Source organism: Sulfitobacter sp. M13 (assembly GCF_053474885.1).
This window is the reverse complement of sequence record NZ_CM130281.1, coordinates 1,186,653-1,209,748: the sequence shown is the minus strand read 5'-3', so window position 1 is coordinate 1,209,748 and position 23,096 is coordinate 1,186,653. Positions and strand designations below refer to the sequence as shown.

Here is a 23,096-nt window from a genome sequence, read left to right as displayed (position 1 = left end):
GTGTCGAGTTCCTTGTCCGCACACCTGCGGAGCTTAGGCATGGTGCCGAAGGCTGCTAATCGCCGCAGCAGCATGCTCGCCTTGTATGCTGAATTGTAGTGCCCATTGCCACGCTAACTTCCTCAATGTCATAGAAATTAAAGGCTGCAAGCTTTGAGGAAGCTTATTAATCGGACGATGGGTTAGAATTGCCGTAAGCTAACTCGCTCAAGTACGGAGCCGCATCCATGCGGCCCCGTCAGTATTCGCATTCAGTGCTCACCAACGTCTGCGAGCAACCGCTTTGCTGCCAAACGCCCACGCACCTGCTGGCGAACCAGGGAGAAGCTCTCCCAGCGGAGGATTAACCAGCGCAGGTGTTCCAGTTGTTCGTCGAAGAGCAGGTCTTCGTACGTACAACTGTTGAGAACGCGGTTGCCGTATCCCGGCCTAATTGCATTTGCTTCTGCTACGAGGGCATCGCCCATGGCAGTGATGCAATCATCGTCCCTCGTATCAAATACATCACCGCACTCTAAGCGTGCCAAAGTTTTTGGGAGCTTTCGGTGGTGATAACCTTTGATACTAAGACCAGTGCGGGCATAGCTGTCAGCAAAGTTGCCCCCCTCGCCTATTGCACGTGCGACCATCGTTTCGAGGCTCTCTTCGCGACGGATATAGCTCATGCTGCCACCTCGCTCAGATCATTTTCAGATGTCTCCGAAAACTCATAGAATCCATCTAATAGCCCCTGTGCGATGTCGGTCAAAACGCAGATTGTCCAAACTACATCGTCCGCCGGATCAATCAGCGGGAAATAATCTGACTCGTCGCTATTGATTTCACTAACTATGCCCAGGCTAAGCAAGTCGCAGAGCCAGTTGAGCTCGCGGCCCAGGTGGTGATATTTTGGTTTCTTGGCTGACAGTGCCTTCCGGAAGCGCGGCAAGCGCATCAGAGCGGCTCTGTCACCGAGCAGATAAGCTGCATTCTGAAGGTCGAGGTCATATTGCGCTATGAATGATTTTAACAGCGCGATTAATTGTTTCCGTGTCATACGGAACTCCTTCTATGTTCCCGTCTCCGCGGACGGACAAGCACGGGGTCGGAATCCTCCTTTCGCCCTCGCGTGGTTTCAACAATTGAGCTGGCTGATTTTTGTTTTTCTTGCTGCTCGCAAAGAGGCAGAAAGCAAAAACAGAAATTAGGCCAACCTATCCCTAACTCTAATTCGCGCAAGACTTCGCTACACTGCTGCGATATTATATCTCGTCAGTTTTCGCCTACTGCGAGTGCGCTAAGCGGCAAGCCATAGGCAGTATTTTCGCGGCGAAAATAAATGGTGGTACCCCCGAAGCGTATTGGCAGAATTGAAGCTACTGCGGACGAAGGCATTGGTCGCAAAATACCATTTTCTAAAGGTCATGAATTTCTCAAAATCCACGGTCATAGAATTTGCTCGAGCACTGTCGAAAGCACTGAAAACTGTCATGTGACGTATTTTACGCCAATGAACGCTGGGCGGACATTCCTGCCGGTCGCTGCGTTTCCGCTGCGGCTGCGAAGGCTCGCATTTAAGGGCGGGTAGCGGTAATTCGCTGCGGGTGCGAGCCAGTCGGACCGCAGCCCAAACAGCGGCCGTTCAGGCGGCCGACAAATCCCGTGTCTTTCCGCGCTGATGCAAGGCCGTTTGGATCACATTTCGACGGATGCTGCGGTTCGCAGGGATGGTTGCAAGGGCGCAGGGAGCCGAAGTCCGCCATTGCCTTGGACATGTCGTGAAAACGTATTGAACTTCCAAGGTGCCTCTATAACTTACTGGAATGAGTTTTGCATATTGCCAGATCGACGCGTTCAATGTCACGGCCCCGCCGCGTACCCTCATGACCGGCATGTCTTTTCGCCGTCTTTGCGGGAAAATGAGAGATATGCTGTTCGGTCTTACGTTGGTGCTTTTCGCGGGCGTGATCGCCTATGCCGATGAAGTTCCGCATGGCTGGGTTCCTGAAGTACTTATGCTGCCGGATGATGCAGCGATAGAGATGGATCGCGCCATCGGGTCGAGTATTCGAATGTTCTCATTCAGCACTGAAACCGACATAGACATCTTGTTTGGAGATTGGTCCACTGCACTCGAAGAAAGCGGCTACAGCATCCGGCCGCAACAAGTCGAACTGGATCAAAACTCGATCGAGTTCTCCGGCCGCAACATCCTAAACGCAAAGATTGCGACCGCAGCGGCCAACACTGGCGACCGAGTGGTCATCACATTCGATGCAACGCTCAAGTAGATGCTGCGCTTGTATTCACCGTTAGTCCAAGTTGCAGTTAAGCACTCAGTTTTCAGCAAAGTCGTGTCCGCTCCCCCGCAAAACAGGATGAGTGTGTTGATATCATAAATGTCAGCTTTGAGAACGTCGTACTGATGGGCCTGGCTGCGTAGCAAAAGTCCGCTAAGGGCCGTTCCTATCAGTCGCAAAGTAACTATCAGGCGCGATTTCTGCGCTCGACCTAAGGGTTGAAGTGAGCCCAAAATACCGAACTCTTTGATGCAAAGAATGGCCGTTTCTGCTAAGTGAAGGCCCTTAACTGCTCCACCTCCTTAGCATCGTGCGCTGCGATTGCAGCATCGACAGTTCATCAAGTCAGCACTACGATATTAAAGATTTCTCTGGATTTTTACCGAGGTACATTATGTCCCAAACAATTTTTGTCACTGGTGCCACCGGCTATGTTGCCAAACATCTGATTTTTCAACTTTTGAAAAAAGGATATACAGTGCGCGGTTCGGTCCGCTCTTTGGATAGTGAAGCCAGGTTGCGAACTGAGATGATTGCGGCGGGAGTTCCAGAGCAAACAGTTGCGAAAAAGCTATCATGTGTAGCATTAGATCTCGGACATGACATGGGTTGGGACACCGCGCTAACAGGTTTTGGTGCGTTAATACATACTGCATCGCCTTTTCCGCTGGACGCCCCAAAAGACGAGGAAACGCTGATCCGGCCTGCGGTAGATGGAACGCTACGCGCTCTGAAGGCTGCACAGAATGCGGGCGTAAATCGCGTAATATTAACATCGTCGACGGCCGCCATTGTCAGCTATCCTCAAAAGCCCGGAGGGACAGCATTTGACGAGAAGGATTGGGCCGACACAACAAAGTCAGCGGCATATCCGAAGTCCAAAACGCTGGCCGAGCGCGCCGCTTGGGATTTCGTCGCAAATCGTGCTCCAGAAATTGCTTTGACGACCATCAATCCTGGCCTGGTGCTCGGACAACCAATCGGGCAACATTATGGAGCATCCTTGGCACTCGTAGAGCGAGCATTATCTGGTAAGGACCCGATGGTGCCAAAAATGGGCTTTTCTTGCGTTGATGTGCGGGACGTTGCAGCCTCCCACATTGCGGCCCTTGAGGACCCCAATAGCGTGGGCGAACGATTTGCCTGCTGCGGCGGGTATTTGGAATTCTCGGACATTTCAGCCATTCTCAAGGCACAATACCCGGACAGGAAAATCGCGACACGCGTGGCCCCGAATTTGGTAATGCGCTTTTTGGCGCTATTCGACCCTGCGATCCGTGGGATCGTTTCGGCACTGGGTCAACGTGCAGAGGTCAGCAGTGTCAAAGCGCAAGCGAAACTTGGGATTCAGTTTCGAGACGTATCTAAAAGCCTATTGGAAACGGCTGCGTTCTTGCTCAAACAAGACCGCATTTGAGCTTGGATGTCGAGTTTAGATCAATAACCACAAAGTACCAATCGGTAGGATTGGCAACCGATAGCAGTCATTGGTGAAAGAACTTCGAATTCACCCATTGTACGCATGTGTGAATTCGAGTGGGTCAGGATTTCGGCAGTGTGGCGAAAGTCCGGTCTGACGGGCCGCACTGCAGCAACTCAACAGCATGACGAACGGCAGGTCTGGGCCGTTCGCTTCGGCCGACACCAAGGGCGGGAAGCGGTCGTTCGCTGCGCGAGGCACTGAGGTCTGCAATGCGGACTTTGCTGACATTTGCTCTTCCAACCCAAATGACCACTTCCAGCTATCTATCCTTGTTTCACCTCAATCTATCAGCTCGAGCGCTTGCCAAAATCGTCAAGCGCTTCCAAGCAATTAAATGTTATGTTATAACGTAGCGAATCATTACTTAACCGGAGAAATCTTTTGCTAAAATTCACCACAAAACGAGCAGCCGTCATCGCCATCGGTGCGTTTGCCACATTTGCAACGCAGGCCATTGCCCAAACATCAACTTCCGCGACAACGCACGCCCAAAGCCACGCAAATCACGACCATGAACCGTCGTTGGTAAATGCTGCAGACGTGCAGGCGCGTGACCTGTCAGATTGGGAGAACGATTGGCAGTCGATCTATCCGTTCCTGCGAGATGGGACTTTGGACGCCGTGCTTGCGCATAAGGCCGAAGACGGCGACAAAACCGTCGAAGAATATCGCTCGTACTACAACACAGGCTATACCACAGATGTGGAGCGCATTCTCATTGTCGGGTCCAGTGTGACGTTCTTTCGGGATGGGCAGCCCGTTCAAGGGCAATACGAAAACGACGGCTACGAAATTTTGACCTACGAGTCCGGCAACCAAGGTGTACGTTACATCTATGAAAAGTCGAGTGGCGACGAGGCCGCGCCGCAGTTCATCCAGTTCAGCGATCACATAATCGTGCCGACCAAGTCGGACCACTACCACCTGTACTGGGGCAATGACCGCGCGGAACTGCTGACGGAAGTTACCAATTGGCCCACATATTTTCCAGCAAATATGAGCGGTGCTGATATCGCGCAAAGCATGATCGCGCACTAACTCACACATCAACGCGGTACGCTTGCGACATCTGGCAGGCGTACTGATCCATCCCGGAACACCTCAGCCCAAAGGCCAAACCAGAATGAATACCCCATCGGCAACCACAGACACGCGCCTTCCTGTTACTGTCCTTTCGGGCTTTTTGGGGGCTGGCAAAACGACGCTTCTGAATGAAGTTCTACAAAACCGTGACGGGTACCGTGTTGCCGTAATTGTAAATGATATGTCGGAGGTCAACATCGACGCCGACACCATTCGCGACGGTGGCGCTAACTTGAGTCACACAGAAGAAGCGTTGGTCGAACTGACCAACGGGTGCATTTGTTGCACGCTTCGTGATGACCTACTGCAAGAAGTTGGCCGCCTCGCTACAGAAGGGCGCTTTGATTACCTCCTCATTGAATCCACGGGTATTTCTGAACCTCTGCCTGTAGCCGCGACATTCGATTTTCGTGATGAGGATGGGGTGAGCCTGTCAGAAGTGGCGCGATTGGACACGATGGTAACCGTTGTCGACACGGTCAATCTTCTGAAGGACTACGCAAGCCACGATTTTCTTCGCGATCGTGGTGAGGTGATGGGAGAAGGAGATGCCCACATGCGACTATACCAAGCGTAGACTGCTGGGGTGCCGTCATATTGCACATAGAGCGGCCGCTTCTCGTCGATGGCCTTGGCGCGCAGTTGGCCAAGATAGCGAGGGTCCTGATCTTGTAGGACCAGCGCGTCAATGAACTTGTTCCAGACTGGAAGGAGAGGGATATTTATTTTGCGACCAGTGCTGAACCGGGTTTTCTGCGGTATGTATCGAAAGCGATAGGCGTTGCGCCCCGGCTCGAATGTGATCCCTTGCCCAAAGACGTGATGTTTGACTACGTCTTCGGGTCGCGCAGGCACGGCGCAACCTAATGCAATGGCGGCCGCACGGTTGCGTAAAGCGTGGCGCTGTTGTGGATGTTTTTTGAGGCTGGCATCTGCCAGCATCTTTTCTGCTTCTTGGTAAAGGTCCAATCGAGAACCAGCGGCCCGTGCCTTAGCAACCTTCTCAGCCTCTTGCCGATTTTCGAGAGTCGCAAGTTCGGTATAGGTGTCTGTCAGCTGGTTGAGGACCGCCGGAGGCAGACCATGGTGCTTGGCGAAGCGGCGCAACTCTTCCCAAGTGCTACGCAGGTAGGCCCAGCGTGGCGTATACACAGATCGAACCTGGCCGTTTTTTTCATCACGGCGACGTTGAATATCTTTCGATCGCTCACGCATATCAACATAGAGCGCTTTGAGAGCGTCGGTGTTTCCGAGGTCGAGGGGCAGACCTGCGCGTTTAGCCGACCAAGCAAACATGCCCAGTCGACTTACCATACGAGCCCAGACCGAAGGGGCAAATCTCTCTTCGAGGCGTAAGCGTTTCAAAGTCGTCTGCCATTCATCGGGTAGCTGGTCGATTGGCATAGAGACCCACCGTAAGTATGCTCGGTTTGCGCCCCTGGTGATCCCTTTGAAGTTCATGCGATGTCGACGCGCTTCCGCAACAATGCGGGAAGTTGTGCATTCCTCGGACAACCCAATCCGATGCAGGGCATCAGCCAAGCTCAGCATGAGTTCTGGTGGCTGTTCACCCAACGCGGCAAACGCGTTGATATCCTCTTTCGATGGATCAAAGACGCGGTTCTCGGCACAGAACCTCATGAAGGCTTCAATCCCTTGCAGCTCGGCATATGGCATTGCATCGAGCACCGTGGCGAAGTGATCCCGGAGAGTTTCCATATGTGGTTGGCGCAGAAGAACGACACGCGGTGTCATAGGCCAGCCTTTTCAAGCTCGAACATCGTATCTTGGGTTTCCAGCACGAGTCTTTCTTCGTCAATCCAGCCGTAATTCTTTTCGCAGACACTGGGCGTGTTTCCGAGCATTTGCGCGGCATGGGACAGGTTGTTCCATGAACTTGCGAGCAGGAGAGAAGCATAGCCATGACGCCATTTATGGAATGTCATTGGAAGCTTTACCGAAGATGCTGCGCGCTGGAACCAAGTGTCAAAAGTCTTGTGATTGAGCGACTGCCCCTGTGCCTGCACAGCGGGGAAGAGGTAGATGCTCGTTGCCTCATGCTCAAAGAGTGGTCGGATCCGGGCAAGGTACCAAGCCAGCACCTGCGGACCACCCATCTTCTTGTTTAGCGGTGTCATAGGCTCTTTCTTACCGGATTTGGTCTCATGCGCTGCCAGTTGAAATTCCCAGTTTTCGTGACTGTTGCCGGGCTTGAAGAAGTTCTGTTGGGAGCCTTTGAGGCGCAGACCCAGCACGTTAGCCATTCGGATCGGACGCCCCGTGTATTCAATTGCACAGGCCGCGGCGCAGGTGCCTATTTGGCGCAGTCTGGCGAGATCATTGGCTGAGAGATGCTTTGCCAGAAACTCACGATAGGCTTGGGAATCTTCGGGCTTCTGCGTTGGCATAGTCAAAGCAGCTGGTGGGATCATCGCTGTGGCGTCGCGTACCATCAAGCGGTGCATATTCCGAAACCGCTTCCTCTTCTCAGGGCTTTGCACCAGCGCTTTGCACCATGCTTCGTTTGAAGCGGTCATACCGTTTGCCAGCTGCGCACCTTGTTTCATGAAGCTGCATTCTTTGATCTTGATGCAGTCGGCGCTGTCGAGAAGATCATTTCGGCTCAAAATCGTCAGCAGGTCGCCATAGTAATTGTAACCGCTGACATGACAAATGTGCCCCGGCAGGTGCTCCATGTCGCGGGTGTGACGCATCGTTGCGTGCAGATGTGCCGGCTCGAACAGCGAGCTTGGATCATTGATTGTTGTTAGATCAGTGATCGGGCGATTGTAATTTAGATCTGGATAGGCAGGACATTTCACCAAGGTCCTGACGTGATGACGCAGAGCCGACCGCCATACCGTCTTGGTTTTTTCGCTAATTGGCTTGTGGTCGTCATTGCCCATGACTTCGTCGACCTTACCAGCGGCGCGCTTAATCAGTTCGAGCAAGTAAACCTCGATATGATCCGGAAGGGACTGATACTGTCGGTATGTTGGGAAAACCGGTAGGGTCGCGGTCGGCAGTACAGCGGCGATTTCCGGGATATAGCGATAGCTATTCAAAAACTTTTGCGCCTTGCGGGCGTTCTGCAAATCGGATGGCGTAACAAAGCCTGCTTCGAGACGGTTGAGAATGTCACCGTCGTTCAACTCCCAAGGTTCGATTCCGATGCGCCGACCGATATCGGAGAGGTGAACCACATGCGCGGTAGCAGCCGGGTGAATGCCCCCACCATTTTTGATATGCGTGATTACGGCCCCAAGAAGATCTGACCAGCCATCCTGGCGCGCGCGTAGCTCTGCCTTCTCAACCGCTGCACCAGTGGTGATCTCAACGGCCTTGCGACAATTCTGTCGCCACTTCTTGTATGCTTTGAGATCTTGATCAAGATCGGGGCGCGGATGCACGTTCTTCTTCGCCTTTGGAAAGTCCTTATCGAACGCTTCAAGATCAGCGGGAATGGTGCAGAGTGGCGCATCGCCGCAGTGGCGTTTGAGCGTTGTCAGGTATTGAAGCCTAAAACCGTGTGGGTTGCCTTTCTTCGGTTCGGCCGGGTCTGGTGCGTGCGAGAGTATCCAGTCCCACACATCTTGCATGGTCTGCACCTGAGCCGGCTTTGGAGTGTTCGAGACGAGGGTTGAAAAAGGTAGGGTCATAAAAAGTCCTTTTGCTCAGGAAGCTCCGTTAAAGACGCTTTTATCCGTCTATTCAGCAGAAAAGGTGAAACCGTCGTTTATTTCCCGCTACCGGTAATGAGGGGAGGTTTCACCTTTTTCCGGCTATTCGGAAGAGGTCCGTTGATCCGGCTTGAAGTCGCCAAAAACCGCCTTTCTGGTGTCCTCAGGGTCCGAAAGAACTGGGTCCGGTTCACATTCACCATGTGTCTCGGATTCAGGCTCGTTCTGGGACCCACCAGTGTCATCGTTTCTCTTATCTGAGGTCCATACAGGCGGTAGCGGCAAATCAAGTTGGATCTCCTCCTTAATCCATAGATCGACTTCCAGAGGCCGGAAGTGACGAAGCCGACCGCCCAGTTGGATAGGTGGAAACGGCAGGATTTCCCTTCCTTCCTTCACTCTCCTCGAAAGTGTGTTGGGCTTCATATCTCGACGCAGGGCCATTTCTGCGAAGCTGATCAGGGGTGCACGGAGCTCTGCTTCCAGATCTTTGATATTGGCGAGAGCCTTTGAGTCCGGGTGGCGCGCTTTCAATTCAGCCAAATGCGCTGCCAAATCTGATCCCTTCACGCCGTAGATCGCGGTCCAGATCCTGCGCCAAGGATAAGTGATGCCATCGCATTTCAGATGGCGCTTCTTTGCGATTGCAGCAGACGTCGCGCGGTCCACGCCAAGGTGATGCGCCAGGGCCAACTTGGAGAGCGGGCGCCCGCTTCGCACGCATGTGGTTAGATCTGTTTTACTCATGAGAATTGTGGTGCTTCCTGTTCTGTTGAACAGGAAGTGAGTCTGCGATGCGCAGGACAGAAGGAATTAGGTTTGATAGCTGGAAATTATCAGATTTCGCTCTGTCGTGAAGGTTGCGCAGTCACCGTATGGTGTTAACCGTCACGCGTCGGGTTTACCCCTGTCAGAGAATCCGATCCGGACGGGAACCTCATATATTTGTTCACCAGTCGTAAATCGTAGACTGTGGGCTCTTGAGCTGAATTGGTCGCAGGATCTGGTTGTGCCTTCATTGGTTGCCATCATCCATGCCAGGGTTCGGAAATTTCCGCTTCAAAAGAGGCCAAGATAGCATCCGCATCGAGAGTGTCCGATCTTCTGTGTATGAGTAATTTGGCCCATGCTTCATTAACGAAGGAGCATGACGACAATGACGATATCCAAGGAAGTTTTAGACGAGCTGCTGAGCGGCGTTGAGAACGCGGACGATTTACTGGGCGATCAGGGCTTGATGAAAGAGCTGAAGGTGCGCCTGATGGAACGGATGCTTGGCGCTGAACTGACCGAGCATTTAGGCTATGAGCCTGACACCCAGCCCACAAACCAACAGAGCAACCGCCGCAATGGCACGTCGCGCAAGATGTTGAAGGGCAATGATGGGGCGCTGCCGATTGATGTCCCGCGCGACCGTGAGGGCAGTTTTGAACCGGAACTGATCAAGAAGGGTCAAACCCGGATCGACGGTATGGATGACAAAATCATCGGCTTATATGCAGCGGGGTTATCGACCCGCGACATCCGCGCCCATCTCGAAGAGGTCTACGGGCTGAAGGTGTCTGCGATCTTGTCAGCCGCGTCACAGATGTCGTTCTGGAGGAAGTATCAGACTGGCAGAACCGGGCTCTGGAGCCGATGTATCCCATTGTTTTCCTTGATGCTCTTCGGGTCAAAATCCGCGATGCGGAAAGCCGTCAGGTCAAGAATAAAGCCGTTTACGTAGCCCTGGGCGTCAACGCCGAGGGCGAACGCGAGGTTCTCGGCCTGTGGATTGCCAACAACGAAGGGGCCAAGTTCTGGCTCTCGGTAATGAACAACCTGCGCAATCGCGGCGTCGAAGACATCCTGATCGCCGTTGTGGACGGCCTCAAGGGCTTTCCAGATGCCATCAATGCCGCATTCCCTGAGACCACAGTCCAAACCTGCATTGTCCATCTCGTGCGCCATTCCCTGAACTTCTGCGGATGGAAAGATCGCAAGAACGTCGCAAAAGACCTCAAGCGGATTTATCAGGCCACGGATGACACCGAGGCGGAGAAAGCCCTTGCTGATTTTGAGGCCGAATGGGGCCAAAAGTACCCGTCAATCGCTCCAAGCTGGCGACGCGCGTGGCAAGAAGTCATCCCGTTCTTCGCCTTCCCACCAGCAGTGCGCAAAATCATCTACACGACAAATGCGATTGAAAGCTTGAACCGCGTCATCCGAAAAACCACCAAAACGCGCGGTAGCTTTCCCACTGATGATGCTGCGACAAAGCTGATCTATCTGGCCATCCGCAGTTTTGAAAAGACAGGCAGGGCCGTCAGAGAATGGGTTGCTGCCCGCAATCAGTTCGCTATCCTATACCCAGAACGGTTCAACAAATGAGCCGCCAAACTCGCATGGGCTAAGCCTCATACACAGAGTTTAGGATACTCCCTCCGCATCTGTCGCCAACCGATCGCAGGGCCGTGCATCACCGAGGCTGCGGTTGGGCAGGGTGAGCCAATGTAACAGCGCCATCTGACCACCCCAGTCTTCTGGGCGCATTTTCATTACCTCTATAAGTGCCGGATAGACACGTTGCTTGGCAACGTCGAACTGGAACAAAGGATAGGCCGCCTGCCCATCAATGTTGAAGCGAAAGATCTGAAATCTGACTTGTCGACGAAGCAAGATGTCGGAGGGATCCGTTTCCGACAGCCCCAGCAAAACGGCAGCTTTATCTTGATCTACCATTTGGACCGAGGTCATGATTTCATCACGCACCTCCGCGACACGCCGCATTCTTTCAAAGAACTCTTCTTCTCTGGGGCCGGGTTCTTCCATTTTTTTGGCGAACCAATCAGACCACCCAGGGTCCGACATATCTGGCTTTGTATCGTCCATCACAGCGTTCTCCCTCCGCTTAACCAACTCTACCACAATATTTGCTTTGAGAATAAGCGTACGCACACAGCGCGATCGAGACCTCGGTCATCGCCAAGTAGAACGCGCTTTCAGTATGGCTGTGTCTTACGCACGGATAACCCTTTCTGGGTCACACAGGTTTTCCCAATGCGCACGCAAACGCATCGCTTTACGCAGTGTAGCCCCTTCAAAGCCCAGCTTTTCGGTCTGTGCCAGCAATTCGTAGAGGTTTGAGATATCCATCCCTTGCTGGGCCGCGGCTGTTACAATTTTACGCACCACAGCGCGCGATTCACGTCGAGTGCTGTCGGCACTGCCCAGGGCGTCACTGAGAGCTGTAAGCTCCGCAGCCAGTTTCTCGGGGACTTTGAGCATTCCGGGACTTCGAGCATCTGGTAGTTGACCGAGAGGCGTCCGGTATAGCAGCCGTGAGAGCTTCGGATCATGCAACATGGCGTCCAGTTCCCTCAGCGCAAGACCAACCATTGCCCGCTTTCTGTAAGGCAGGTCTGCCGATATTTCCAAGATCCAATCGCGGTTGAGTTTAGTAGGTGCCAGGCCGGCTTTAACTGCCGGAGTTATAACAGGCCCAAGGCGATGCGTTTCAAACCCTCTCGATCGCGCGATTTTTCGAAATTCTTGCCAAACTTGCAGCTCTGGCTCGGGTGATGCGGCGAGTGCCTTTTCTTGTGCGGCTCTGATTGCGTCGGGCAGTACATTGAGCGCCTCACAGACAGACGCCTTAACTCGACGCTCCAAAACAAGTCCATCCAACCATCGTACGCTTACGTCATGAGGTCGTAAGAATGATGCCTCAGCGGCCTTGCGTATGGGCGCCAAGGCCGCTTTCATTTCGGCGGGTAAATCCACCCATGCTCGTGCTACGATATGCAGCGGGTCAGTTTGACCGGGTGCGTATTGAAGTAAGATTTTACGCGCGCGTCGCATGAACGCTTTGAACGTTGTGTACGCAACATCGTTCGGCGGAGCGCACCAAAGTGCCCGCCATACGTCGAGTTCGAGCAATTCAGCAGCACTTGCAGCTTTAATGCTTGGAATGTCTGAGGCACGGATCTGGCGCCAAAGGAGATTGAGGTGCCAGCGGTCCTCATTCTCTTGAACCATATTCTCCAATCGAACTGGAAGAGCATCTGGATCCTTTGGCACGTTTGTCCCCGCCGAAAGCAACTGGCTTCGAGCGCGGGTTAGATACTGTGCCCAGCTCGTGGGTTTCAGGTTAATCAGTGATGGAGAAAGCTCTGTGATCCTGGCCCATGTTTCCGGAACGAGGAGGTCATCCGGAGTGGGTTCGTCAGGAAGACAAATGTCCCCAGCGGCACATATAGCCCGCCATATTGGATAGATGCCTATATGCGCGTTCTTCACATCAAGCTTCGGTGGTAAGGTAACCTTCTGACGGCCTGCTCTGTCATAGACTGGCGGATCAGAAATAGGTCGAGGCGGAAGTAAACCACTGTGAGCAATAGCCTCTATACTGAACAATTCGTTGAATTTCGCCACAGATCGACGAAGTCGTTGACGCATAGACGTTGGAAGTTTCTGCTCCGGCACATTGCCGGTTCTTTCTTCGCGCTCTTTGCGTTGTCGAAGCTGGGCTTCGGTGACTATGCCTTTTTCCGCATCCAACGACCAAACCCAGTTCGCGCGAATGTCGGATGGCGCTAAGCCAGCTGCGAGGGCTGGTGTTTTCAGGCCGGGCAAATTTCGCTCGATGTCGTCCCGGCCAGCTTGCCGGATCATCCCTCTAAGGGCTTCCCAAGGATCGTCTTCATGCCCAAGAGTCGCGAGCAGGCGCGAGATTTCGCGCCGTGCTGCGTGATATGTCAACAACGACGGAAATGCCTCTTGTTCGACGGGATCTAAATCATGAAAACTTTCCGAAAAGCGATCTCTGAAACCAGTGATCGGACATTGATCTAAACCACCACACACATGACCGAATAGGTACAGGTGAGCACGCACCTGAGGCCAGTTACTCACGATCGGGTGGCAGTTAGCCGCGGATTCCTCGCCAAGCGAGACGATGTCAAAGAATGTTTTCATTGTGAGTATATTGGCCATTTCGAGAAAAACCAAAGAGGGTTTGGCTTAGCCGGGTAATCCCCCCCCTGAAATCTAAAAAAGACGGCTGACACAAATGGGTTCAAACGCTGGTTGAGAAAAACGTCTCGGGAAAAAATAGGCCGGATATATGGCTATGCGAAGTATAGCTACGCCAAAATCAGGGACCTATAGGAGTTTTCGCCCCGACATCGATAATGGTACTGCGAGGATGAAACTTCCTTAGCTGATCATCGGACCACCGCGTTTCGCCGTGTGATATTTGAATGTTCACCGACGTGATACCGGGCGCGCATTCACTCTGCGCGAGCTCAGCAACAAGTCGGCAGCTCTTCAAGTTCGCCCACTTTCGTAGCACCCTTCTAAGCTTCATTACGAATGCACGTTTATCACTCGCTGAGGGCGGTTTTTTTGTAAGCGTTCTCAGGAGGGCACTGTCGGGTCAGCTTGACGTCTTGAAGTTCCACGGGAGCAGATCGTCGATGCCGCTTTGTGGGTGACCATTGGCGATCGCTGTGAGGGTTGCCTTGAGATAGGCGAAGGGCTCGATGCCGTTGATCTTGCAGGTCTCGATCAGTGAGGCGATGCGGCCCCAGGCGATACCACCCTCGTCATGCCCAGCGAAGAGGGCGTTTTTCCGATTGAGGGTGATGGGGCGGATCAGGTTTTCGACGCGGTTGTTGTCGATCTCGACGCGCCCATCGGCCAAGAAGGTCTGCAGTCCGTCCCAGTGATTGTGGATGTAAGTCAGCTTTTCACCCAGCCGGGATTTGGTGGAGATCTTGCGGCGCTCAGCCTCCAGCCATTCACCGAATGCTGCGACCAGCGGGGCACTGCGGGCCTGACGGGCAGACAATCGCTGGCCGGAGGAGATGCCACGAATGTCAGCTTCGACGGTATAGATTTCGGCGATGCGGCGCAGGCCTTCGGCGGCGATCTCTGAGCCATCTCGGTCAAAGACTTCCTTCAGCTTGCGGCGCGCATGCGCCCAGCAATGGGCCACCCGAATGGGGGCACCGCCCTTGCGCGTGGGTTTGGTCAGCCGATTATAGCCCTGATAGCCGTCGATCTGCAGGATGCCGTCGAAGCCTGTCAGGAAGGTTTCGGCATTCGCGCCCGCCCGACCGGGGGCATAGAAGTAAACCACACCGGGCGGATCTTCACCGCCCCATGGTCGGTCATCGCGGGCCAGTGCCCAGAGATAGCCAGTTTTGGTTTTACCGCGCCCCGGATCCAGCACCGGGGCCGTGGTTTCGTCCATGAACAGTTTGTCGGATCGTTTCAGGTGTTCGGCCAGCCGGTCGACGACGGGCTTGAGGTGGAAGGCCGCCTTGCCGACCCAGTCCGCCAGCACAGCGCGGTGCAGATCAAGACCCGCACGCGCCAGGATCTGGCTTTGGCGGTATAATGGCAGATGATCCGCATACTTGCTGACCAGCACATGGGCGATGGTGGCCTCGGTCGGCAGGGCACCTATGATCAGATGCGATGGTGCGGGAGCCTGGGTCACGCCGTCGGTGCAGGTCCGGCAGGCGTATTTCGGGCGGACGGTGACAATGACGCGCAACTGCGCCGGCACGATGTCCAGCCGCTCACTGCGGTCTTCCCCGATCTTGTGCATAACGCCGCAGCCGCAAGGGCAGCTCAGGCTGTCAGGTTCGATGACTTCTTGGATGCGCGGCAGTGCGGCCGGTAGATTGCCGATGGTGCGCTTTGGCGCAGATTTGGTTGTCGTCTTGTCACCTGTCTGAGCGGCCAGTTGGTCCTTCTGCACCTCGACCTCAGCCAGGGCGATGGACAGATCCTCGAACGCCAGCTGCCGCTCATCCTCGGTCAGCTTTTCCGACCGTTTGCCATGTAGGGCATGGTTCAGCTCCGCAATCAGGTGCTCTTGCCGTTGGGTGATTTCCGTAAGCGCCGCTACCTTTTCCATCAACGCCAAAACCGCCGCACGCTGCGCAGCAGGGATGGTGGATAGGTCAATGGCGGGTGTCGTGATCATGCCATCAGGATACGATAAAACCCCATTAAAAACACACAAAAGACAGCGGTTGATTCACTCTGCCGCAGCAGGTGGGCGCATCTCCAGAGCCTTGACCTTGCGCCAGTCCAGACCGGCAAACAGGGCCTCGAACTGGGCGTGGTTCAGCGCCATCATCCCGTCCTTGATCGCCGGCCAGGTGAAGGTCGCTTCTTCCAGCCGCTTATAAGCCATCACCAATCCGGTGCCGTCCCAATACAAAAGCTTCAGCCGATCCGCCCGGCGCGAGCGGAACACAAAAACCGTGCCGGTGAACGGATCCTTGCGCAGCACCGACGACACGATCGACGCCAGACCATCATGACCTTTCCTGAAGTCCACAGGCTGCGTCGAGACCAGAACCCGCACACGGTTTGATGGGAACATCATGGCTGACCCTCGATTGCCCGCACGATCTCGGCAACCCGGGACGAACTGGTCGTGCCATCGAGCCGGACTGTCACACGACCAATCCCAATCTCGATGGAGGTATGGGATGACTCGTCAGGCTTCGCGGACCGCCCCGCAACGGCCGACATATGCGCACCGCCGCCACCATCCGAGACTACGAGTGGCGCAAAACTAAAGGCGTCGTCATCGCCCGCAGGTAAAACCAACCGGCCATCGCGTGCTTGACTCCGCCATTCCGATAAATGGTTCGCCCGAAGCCCATACCGCGCCGCAACTGCATTCACGCTCACGCCCGGCTGCAAACTCTCAGCCACGATCCGTGCTTTGACCTCATTGGGCCACCGCTTCTGGCCATTGGCCCGTATCTCCACCCCGTAGTCCCTGAGAAACTCTACCGTAGTCGCCATCGCGAAACTCCCGCCCAATATCCGTCAGAAACGGAGTCGCAGCTCAGGCGAAAACTGGGAAGGTGCTGTCCAGGCAACGCTTACGTTTTTTTGGCTGAATCTCCCAATTCGATCTTTTGTCTGAGGTTAACAGCGAAAACGAAGGGTATCGCATTTTGTAGCGGAGCGAAATTTGGGTTAGAAGCACAACGTCGAGATCACAGTTTTCAATGAGCGATGTCTTCACTTTCGATAAGGGCATAGATGTCCATATCAGTCATTAGTGGTGCAGCCAGACCTCCGAATTGCCATGAAACGTAGCTATTCCTCCCAAGCTTTAGACTGAGATCGTCGAACATTTCGCCGGCGCCTAACAGTTCTTTCACCGGCTTTTCCAAGAACGTGCTACTCTTTGAATTCGGTGCAAGCCCCAGCGATCGAAGCTGTGCAACATAGTAGAAGTGTTTTTGCGGTCTTTTATCAGCATAGAAACCTGTTTTGCCACCATCAAATGACAACACCTTAGGCCACTCTTCTTGCTCCAGGTGCTGCAGATAGATCAACACAAGCAGCAGCTTCTTGCTCTGCGCGGTGTACGGACTAAGCTTTAGGTACTCAGCCATATCGAGTGAAATACGAAACTTTTTGTTGTCTTGAACCATGGGTTTTCCTCTTCAACTGTCCATAAACAGTTGGGTCGGTAAGCAGCTGCCCAAATTATGGTTTGATAGACGTAAAATCGGTAAGCCCGAAACGGTATGCGAGTATCCGTTTTGATGCGCGTATACTAAGATCAATGACCTTCCTGGGGGAGCATCCGAAACTCTGTGTATGAGGCTTAGCCCATGCGAGTTTGGTGGCTCATTTGTTGAACCGTTCTGGGTATAGGATAGCGAACTGATTGCGGGCAGCAACCCATTCTCTGACGGCCCTGCCTGTCTTCTCAAAACTGCGGATGGCCAGATAGATCAGCTTTGTCGCAGCATCATCAGTGGGAAAGCTACCGCGCGTTTTTGTGGTTTTTCGGATGACGCGGTTCAGGCTTTCAATCGCATTTGTCGTGTAGATGATTTTGCGCACTGCTGGTGGGAAGGTGAAGAACGGGATGACTTCTTGCCACGCGCGTCGCCAGCTTGGAGCGATTGACGGATACTTTTGGCCCCATTCGGCCTCAAAATCAGCAAGGGCTTTCTCCGCCTCGATGTCATCCGTGGCCTGATAAATCCGCTTGAGGTCTTTTGCGACGTTCTTGCGATCTTTCCATCCGCAGAAGTTCAGGGAATGGCGCACGAGGTGGACAATGCAGGTTTGGACTGTGGTCTCAGGGAATGCGGCATTGATGGCATCCACTGCCCGGCAGGGCATTGCGAAGCAATGTTCCGAGAGGGGGGAAAGCCCTTGAGGCCGTCCACAACGGCGATCAGGATGTCTTCGACGCCGCGATTGCGCAGGTTGTTCATTACCGAGAGCCAGAACTTGGCCCCTTCGTTGTTGGCAATCCACAGGCCGAGAACCTCGCGTTCGCCCTCGGCGTTGACGCCCAGGGCTACGTAAACGGCTTTATTCTTGACCTGACGGCTTTCCGCATCGCGGATTTTGACCCGAAGAGCATCAAGGAAAACAATGGGATACATCGGCTCCAGAGCCCGGTTCTGCCAGTCTGATACTTCCTCCAGAACGACATCTGTGACGCGGCTGACAAGATCGGCAGACACCTTCAGCCCGTAGACCTCTTCGAGATGGGCGCGGATGTCGCGGGTCGATAACCCCGCTGCATATAAGCCGATGATTTTGTCATCCATACCGTCGATCCGGGTTTGACCCTTCTTGATCAGTTCCGGTTCAAAACTGCCCTCACGGTCGCGCGGGACATCAATCGGCAGCGCCCCATCATTGCCCTTCAACATCTTGCGCGACGTGCCATTGCGGCGGTTGCTCTGTTGGTTTGTGGGCTGGGTGTCAGGCTCATAGCCTAAATGCTCGGTCAGTTCAGCGCCAAGCATCCGTTCCATCAGGCGCACCTTCAGCTCTTTCATCAAGCCCTGATCGCCGAGTAAATCGTCCGCGTTCTCAACGCCGCTCAGCAGCTCGTCTAAAACTTCCTTGGATATCGTCATTGTCGTCATGCTCCTTCGTTAATGAAGCATGGGCCAAATTACTCATACACAGAAGATCGGACACTCTCAGCTTCCCCTTTCGGGATCATGCTGCGCATAACCCTGCCGGGCAACGGATCAACATCTTCATCGAACGGCTGTGGAGGTCCCTCAAACAGGAGGCTGTTTATCTGCATGAATCGCAAGGCGGGTTTCAAGCCAAACGCGTGATCAAAGACTGGCTTAGCTTCTACAACACTGAGCGGCCTCACACAGCTCTCGACAAGCAAACCCCTGAAGACGCATTCTTTGATACAGAACGATCCCAAAAGGCGGCATGAAACTGAACCGATTACATCTTAGCTGAGCCGCAATCCTGTCCTAAAAAGCAGGACCACTTCATGGATCTCCCAGAGGAGGAGCGTCAAAGCTGAATTGGCCGACGAAATTCGCCTCGGTTTCTGTAAAATTCATTAGAGTGCCTTCATGCACAGAATAGGTGAATGTTCCTTCGTAGCCCAGCTCACCAGATTCCCAAATTTCCGTTTTGGTCTTCTTCCCTTTTATAACGAGTTCTTCACCTTCTATGGTTCGTTCAGCATAGGACATATTTATGAATTTGACCTTATCGCCAGGATACAGGTAGGTCACCTCTGGAAAGAACGCTCCCTCGTGGATCTCGACATAGTGGGTTTCCGCCCACAGACTGCTTGCGAAAAAAACAGGAACAAGAGCAACAAAGGCCATCGACCCTTTGTAAGATGAAAATAGCATTTGAACTCTCCTTGGGACAATCACGCCCGACTGTCGATGCGCTCGTGTTCCATACGATTATGATTACATTTTGAACTATTTAAGGCCTTTGTTGGACAAAACCCCCGACCAGAACCAATTGGGTCGCAGCTTAAAATCAGCCGACGATATTCGGTGCGCACGTCTCGTATTCGGTTCGAATATTTCTGAGCAAACGCGATGACAACGATGTCGCGGCGGTAGGTGTGAGCCACAGTGTTTAGATCGAGTTCCCCGCCCTCAGCGACACAGCCACTCCCATCAGTCTTGACTGTGACACACATTCGAATCAAACCTATTATCAGGCGATTAATTCAGACAAACTTTCAAATGTTATCAAGGCACTAATATTATGGCAGAAAATCCTACCATCCCAGCCAACTTTCTTAGACACACTCGAAATAACAAAGACTTAACCAAGTCTGGTACGACGTGTGTGTCACAGCATTCTGAGACTGTGACACAGGGTGTGACACATGGCCTTGCGCGCTATGCCCAACAGCAGCGCGTTTCAGCCCGCGGAAACCACCGACAAAAACCTAAATATTGAGCCGGACCCTACCTGATGCGTAGAGGCCGGATGTTCTATTTCCGTAAACGTTTGCCAGCAGACATATCAAGATTCGGTTCAAACCAATTTATCTGTCTTTCATTGCGAACCCACCTCCCGCTCGACGCCGTGAAGCGTGCCGCCAGGCTGCTCACGGTCTACGAGAAAAAGGAGTTAGATTGTCCGTCGTCAGGGTTTTTGGGACCAATGGCGACCTAAACTAAGAGAGAGTTCGGCTCATCTGGTTGGCTTGATTATGCGGCGCGTTGTTTGTGATGCAAGCGTCGCGTTTCGAGCGTCTTACGTTTGATCCTTGCCCTTTGTTTTAGAATGGCTTTGTCGCGCCCGAAGTAGACGTCGGCGGGTGTGACGTTGCTCAGGCTCTCGTGGTAACGCTGATGATTGTAATGATCGACGAAGGCCTCAATCTGGGCTTTAAGATCGCCCGGCAGGAAGTAGTTTTCCAGCAGGATGCGGTTCTTTAGGGTCTGGTGCCAGCGTTCCACTGCCTGTCAGGGTATTGCGTAGCAATGTCCCGAGAAGGATCTTGCCTTGGGCTTGGGGATGATACGGTGCGCCACGCGAGTGCATAATGCCTTTGCCCTGTAGCCATTCGGCCAAGTCACCCGAGACGTAACTGGACCCGTTGTCCATTGCCCTCCCATGCATGGTTACATGCACGGGAGGGGCTGAGCAGTCGAGGTTTATGAATGACGTGAACCTGATCGCAACCGGATGCCTGCAGTGCCAGATCGAGCGTGTCCGTCACGTCTTCAGCCCGCATGTTGGTGCAGAGCTTCCATCCCTTTCGGGACATTGCTGCGCAATACCCTGTCGGGCAGTGGAGACGATGTAGCGGCTGTAATCGTCGAGGACCGTGCTGAGATAGAACCAACCCCACCCAAGGACCTTGATGTAGGTGAAGTCGGTCTGCCCGCTGCCCGGCAGTCGCCGCTTGCGGCGATGAGAGGGGGAGCTGGTTGATCCCAGTTGTCTTGTCTTTGAACTCGCTCGCCGCCTTTATAACGATGAACGCAGGGCTGGTAATCAGATCATGTGCCTTCAAGATCCGATACGTCGAAGCCTCTGATACAAAGTAGCTTTCTGTATCTATGAACGTCACTGCCAGTTCTCGCGGCGACAGTTCCGTTTCCTTCAACGCCAGTTTGACCATCTTGCGGCGCACCTCGTCGGGAATGCGGTTCCAGACATGTTTTGGCTTGGGAGATTGGTCCTTCAGCCCGGCCTCACCACGCTGCAGATACCGATCGTATCCCGTTGACCGGCAGTCGATTGCAAAGCAGTCGATGAGAGGGGGCGGTAGAATGTCGTACGCGGGATGCCCAGCTTGGCCAGCGTCTGACGGGCTGATAGGTGGCTTTCTTCGACCAGCCGAACGATCTCAAGTTTCTCAGATGCCGCCCTCTCATCGCTGCAAACAGCGACTGCCGGGTAGTAGATACCTCATTCGGGGTCGCGCCCACCGTCGAACATGCTTTTTTTGAGAAGACGCAGTTCCAACGTTTGTTCGGCAACGACCTCTTTCAGGTCCTTTGCTTCGCGGCGCAGCTCCTTGACCTTGTCAGTGTTTGCCGCACGTGCTGTGTCGCCTGCCAAACGCCGTTTGCCAGCCTCCATGAAGTCCCCTCTCATGCATGTAAACATGCACTGCCGGGCAGTGCTTGGACCATTTGTAATAGATGCCTTGAGAGATGCCCTCACCCCTCTCGGGATCATGCTTTGCATGACCCTGCCGGGCAGTGGGCGGCACAGCTCGGCAATGCTGTCTTCCCCACGCAGGCCATCCAGCACGATCCGGATTTTCTCTTCGGATGAATAATGTTTGCGCCCCTCTCATCGATACTGCGTATCGACTGCCGGGCAGCGGTGCGCCAGTTTGAGGTCTTTGACGATCTTCTCACCAGGGCTTTTGCGTGTTCCAGTTGTCTGTCTCATCGGCCACTCCTCAGTGGTTATGATGAGCCAACAACACTCTCTTATCAAATAACGCTATTTGGACCCATAAGCGCTGACGTCAGACAGTGACAAAAAATCTGGCGAACCTGAATGACCGCCTACTATTTAGGCGCAAGCCGACCGTAGCGCGTATCTCGGTAGAACAGGTAACCTGAGCCGCACAAAGGACCCTGCATAGCGCACCAAAATGCCCCCCCCCCGAAGGCGGGACCACCATCGGCGACCCGGATTTACCTTATACCATTGGCGGTTCACACCCTGTCCCATTGACAATGAGAGGTGTGCGGAAGGACTATATTCAAGCGGCTTTGGGAGAAACCGCACTCATGGGGGGAGAGAAGCGTTGCTTGAAGGTGAACCACCTACGCAATTACTGCCATTTCCGATACGTGAAGACGGTCGGCAGCATACTGGCGCAGCGCTCAATGCGGTTTTGGGCAAAAAGTACGAAGACGCGGGGAGCCTCTTGCTCGCCTCATCAAAAGGCTTGGGCTGGGGAGGCACGGTCAATGCGGAGCTACGCCGCCACAACTCGTTGAGCGGGGCGTCATTTATTCAGCCGGTCAATGAAGTCGCCATCGCTTTGGCTGGAAGCGCCGAAATCAGGCGCCGTGCTGACGGCGCTGAACAGCGATTCAAGTCTAGAGCCGGCGTATCCTGCATTTGTCCAAAAGGTGTATCAGTTCGCTACCTCAATATTGATGGAGATAGCTTGGACATGCTTCATCTCTATTTATGTAAGGACGTCTCTGGCGGTCTAAGCGATCGAGATACGAATGCCGAAGACGCAGGACTTGTCTACACTGGAGGCATATTCGATCCGCTAATTCATCAGATTGGGTTGGCGATTGCCGAGGAGTTGCAGGCAAGTTCAAAAAGCAACCGGCTCGTATTTGATACATTGAGTTTAGCGCTTTCGGCCCGGATATTGCAGCGGCACACTCGAGCCGACGATTGGGCGCGCTCTGATGCTTACGTTAGCTCCCAAAACGCCAAGGGCCTCGATCCGATGCGATTGAAGCGTGTCGTAGAGTTCATGATGGAAAACCTGTCAGAAGACATTTCCCTTAGCAACTTGGCCGACGTATCGTGCCTGAGCATGTTCCACTTTGCGCGGGCGTTCAAGCTTTCGACGGGGTCATCGCCTATGTTTCATTTCAGTCAGATGCGCTTGAGCAAAGCTAAGGAACACTTGGAGCATGGTAGCATGTCGATTGACGACATTGCAGAAACCGTCGGCTATTCATCCGGTGCCAACTTTGCGCGCGCGTTCAGAAAGCTCTGTGGAATATCTCCGTCAGAGTATCGGCAGCGAATGCGCAACTAAAGCACCTCCTAGACATGTTTAAACGTTACGATCCGTAA

At 53.7% G+C, this 23,096-nt stretch carries 18 protein-coding genes and 4 pseudogenes; 8 read left to right on the top strand and 14 right to left on the bottom strand.

Annotated elements, in window-relative coordinates:
• Positions 1–251 precede the first annotated feature (251 nt).
• The gene (locus ACVBAU_RS05740) at positions 252–665 is read right to left on the bottom strand and encodes a hypothetical protein (protein WP_448328393.1); all 414 of its coding nucleotides are present in this window, start codon (positions 663–665) and stop codon (positions 252–254) included.
• Positions 662–1,036 (bottom strand): hypothetical protein, encoded by a 375-nt coding sequence (locus ACVBAU_RS05735; protein WP_448328391.1) that lies wholly within the window; start codon positions 1,034–1,036, stop codon positions 662–664. The genes ACVBAU_RS05740 and ACVBAU_RS05735 overlap by 4 nt, the downstream gene beginning before the upstream one ends.
• 766 nt (positions 1,037–1,802) lie before the next feature.
• On the opposite strand from ACVBAU_RS05735, the gene ACVBAU_RS05730 reads away from it, so the two are divergent.
• The 4 genes and pseudogenes from ACVBAU_RS05730 to ACVBAU_RS05715 all read left to right on the top strand — a co-directional run.
• Positions 1,803–2,270 (top strand): hypothetical protein, encoded by a 468-nt coding sequence (locus ACVBAU_RS05730; protein WP_448328389.1) that lies wholly within the window; start codon positions 1,803–1,805, stop codon positions 2,268–2,270.
• A 403-nt stretch (positions 2,271–2,673) separates the two neighbouring features.
• Positions 2,674–3,696 (top strand): NAD-dependent epimerase/dehydratase family protein, encoded by a 1,023-nt coding sequence (locus ACVBAU_RS05725; protein ID WP_448328387.1) that lies wholly within the window; start codon positions 2,674–2,676, stop codon positions 3,694–3,696.
• A 447-nt stretch (positions 3,697–4,143) separates the two neighbouring features.
• The gene (locus ACVBAU_RS05720; protein ID WP_448328385.1) at positions 4,144–4,800 is read left to right on the top strand and encodes a ZinT family metal-binding protein; all 657 of its coding nucleotides are present in this window, start codon (positions 4,144–4,146) and stop codon (positions 4,798–4,800) included.
• An 85-nt stretch (positions 4,801–4,885) separates the two neighbouring features.
• Positions 4,886–5,395, top strand: a pseudogene (locus tag ACVBAU_RS05715) (GTP-binding protein); the annotation flags it as partial.
• Here the strand turns inward: ACVBAU_RS05715 and ACVBAU_RS05710 are convergent.
• The 3 genes from ACVBAU_RS05710 to ACVBAU_RS05700 form a co-directional block, all read right to left on the bottom strand.
• On the bottom strand, positions 5,341–6,600 hold the full coding sequence (locus ACVBAU_RS05710; RefSeq protein WP_448328383.1) for a hypothetical protein: 1,260 nt from the start codon (positions 6,598–6,600) through the stop codon (positions 5,341–5,343). The pseudogene ACVBAU_RS05715 and the gene ACVBAU_RS05710 overlap by 55 nt on opposite strands.
• Positions 6,597–8,504, bottom strand: coding sequence for a hypothetical protein (locus tag ACVBAU_RS05705; protein WP_448328381.1), 1,908 nt, complete (start codon positions 8,502–8,504; stop codon positions 6,597–6,599). Before ACVBAU_RS05705 ends, ACVBAU_RS05710 begins: the two co-directional genes overlap by 4 nt.
• Positions 8,505–8,627: 123 nt before the next feature.
• Entirely contained in the window at positions 8,628–9,272 is a 645-nt protein-coding gene (locus ACVBAU_RS05700; RefSeq protein WP_448328380.1) for a hypothetical protein, read from the bottom strand.
• Between the two features lie 409 nt (positions 9,273–9,681).
• On the opposite strand from ACVBAU_RS05700, the pseudogene ACVBAU_RS05695 reads away from it, so the two are divergent.
• A pseudogene (locus tag ACVBAU_RS05695) lies at positions 9,682–10,895 on the top strand (IS256 family transposase).
• A gap of 39 nt (positions 10,896–10,934) precedes the next feature.
• On the opposite strand, the gene ACVBAU_RS05690 reads toward ACVBAU_RS05695, so the two are convergent.
• The 7 genes and pseudogenes from ACVBAU_RS05690 to ACVBAU_RS05660 all read right to left on the bottom strand — a co-directional run bounded on the left by ACVBAU_RS05690 (position 10,935) and on the right by ACVBAU_RS05660 (position 18,433).
• A complete protein-coding gene (locus ACVBAU_RS05690) occupies positions 10,935–11,396 on the bottom strand; it encodes a hypothetical protein (RefSeq protein ID WP_448328378.1) in 462 nt (153 codons plus the stop codon).
• 126 nt (positions 11,397–11,522) lie between these two features.
• Entirely contained in the window at positions 11,523–13,481 is a 1,959-nt protein-coding gene (locus tag ACVBAU_RS05685; RefSeq protein ID WP_448328376.1) for a hypothetical protein, read from the bottom strand.
• 460 nt (positions 13,482–13,941) lie between these two features.
• Positions 13,942–15,501 carry an IS66 family transposase gene (gene tnpC, locus ACVBAU_RS05680; RefSeq protein ID WP_237271760.1) on the bottom strand — a complete coding sequence of 520 codons (1,560 nt, stop codon included), beginning with the start codon at positions 15,499–15,501 and terminating at the stop codon, positions 13,942–13,944.
• A gap of 54 nt (positions 15,502–15,555) precedes the next feature.
• On the bottom strand, positions 15,556–15,909 hold the full coding sequence (gene tnpB, locus ACVBAU_RS05675; protein WP_067629907.1) for an IS66 family insertion sequence element accessory protein TnpB: 354 nt from the start codon (positions 15,907–15,909) through the stop codon (positions 15,556–15,558).
• Entirely contained in the window at positions 15,906–16,337 is a 432-nt protein-coding gene (tnpA, locus tag ACVBAU_RS05670) for an IS66-like element accessory protein TnpA (protein WP_067629910.1), read from the bottom strand. Before tnpA ends, tnpB begins: the two co-directional genes overlap by 4 nt.
• Positions 16,338–16,543: 206 nt before the next feature.
• A complete protein-coding gene (locus ACVBAU_RS05665; protein ID WP_448328374.1) occupies positions 16,544–16,978 on the bottom strand; it encodes a hypothetical protein in 435 nt (144 codons plus the stop codon).
• Between the two features lie 199 nt (positions 16,979–17,177).
• Positions 17,178–18,433, bottom strand: a pseudogene (locus tag ACVBAU_RS05660) (IS256 family transposase).
• Between ACVBAU_RS05660 and ACVBAU_RS05655 the strand changes: the two are divergent.
• Positions 18,433–18,753 carry an integrase core domain-containing protein gene (locus ACVBAU_RS05655; RefSeq protein WP_448328373.1) on the top strand — a complete coding sequence of 107 codons (321 nt, stop codon included), beginning with the start codon at positions 18,433–18,435 and terminating at the stop codon, positions 18,751–18,753. The pseudogene ACVBAU_RS05660 and the gene ACVBAU_RS05655 overlap by 1 nt on opposite strands.
• Positions 18,754–18,811: 58 nt before the next feature.
• On the opposite strand, the gene ACVBAU_RS05650 is transcribed toward ACVBAU_RS05655, so the two are convergent.
• A complete protein-coding gene (locus tag ACVBAU_RS05650) occupies positions 18,812–19,186 on the bottom strand; it encodes a hypothetical protein (protein WP_448328371.1) in 375 nt (124 codons plus the stop codon).
• Between the two features lie 583 nt (positions 19,187–19,769).
• Here ACVBAU_RS05650 and ACVBAU_RS05645 point away from each other — a divergent pair.
• Complete coding sequence (locus ACVBAU_RS05645; RefSeq protein WP_448328369.1) at positions 19,770–19,973, top strand: DUF6538 domain-containing protein; 204 nt, start codon at positions 19,770–19,772, stop codon at positions 19,971–19,973.
• A gap of 35 nt (positions 19,974–20,008) precedes the next feature.
• Here the strand turns inward: ACVBAU_RS05645 and ACVBAU_RS05640 are convergent.
• A pseudogene (locus ACVBAU_RS05640) lies at positions 20,009–21,710 on the bottom strand (integrase core domain-containing protein).
• Between the two features lie 364 nt (positions 21,711–22,074).
• Between ACVBAU_RS05640 and ACVBAU_RS05635 the strand changes: the two are divergent.
• Positions 22,075–23,058: an AraC family transcriptional regulator gene (locus ACVBAU_RS05635; protein WP_335745084.1), complete on the top strand. Its 984-nt coding sequence runs from the start codon at positions 22,075–22,077 to the stop codon at positions 23,056–23,058.
• Positions 23,059–23,096 lie beyond the last annotated feature (38 nt).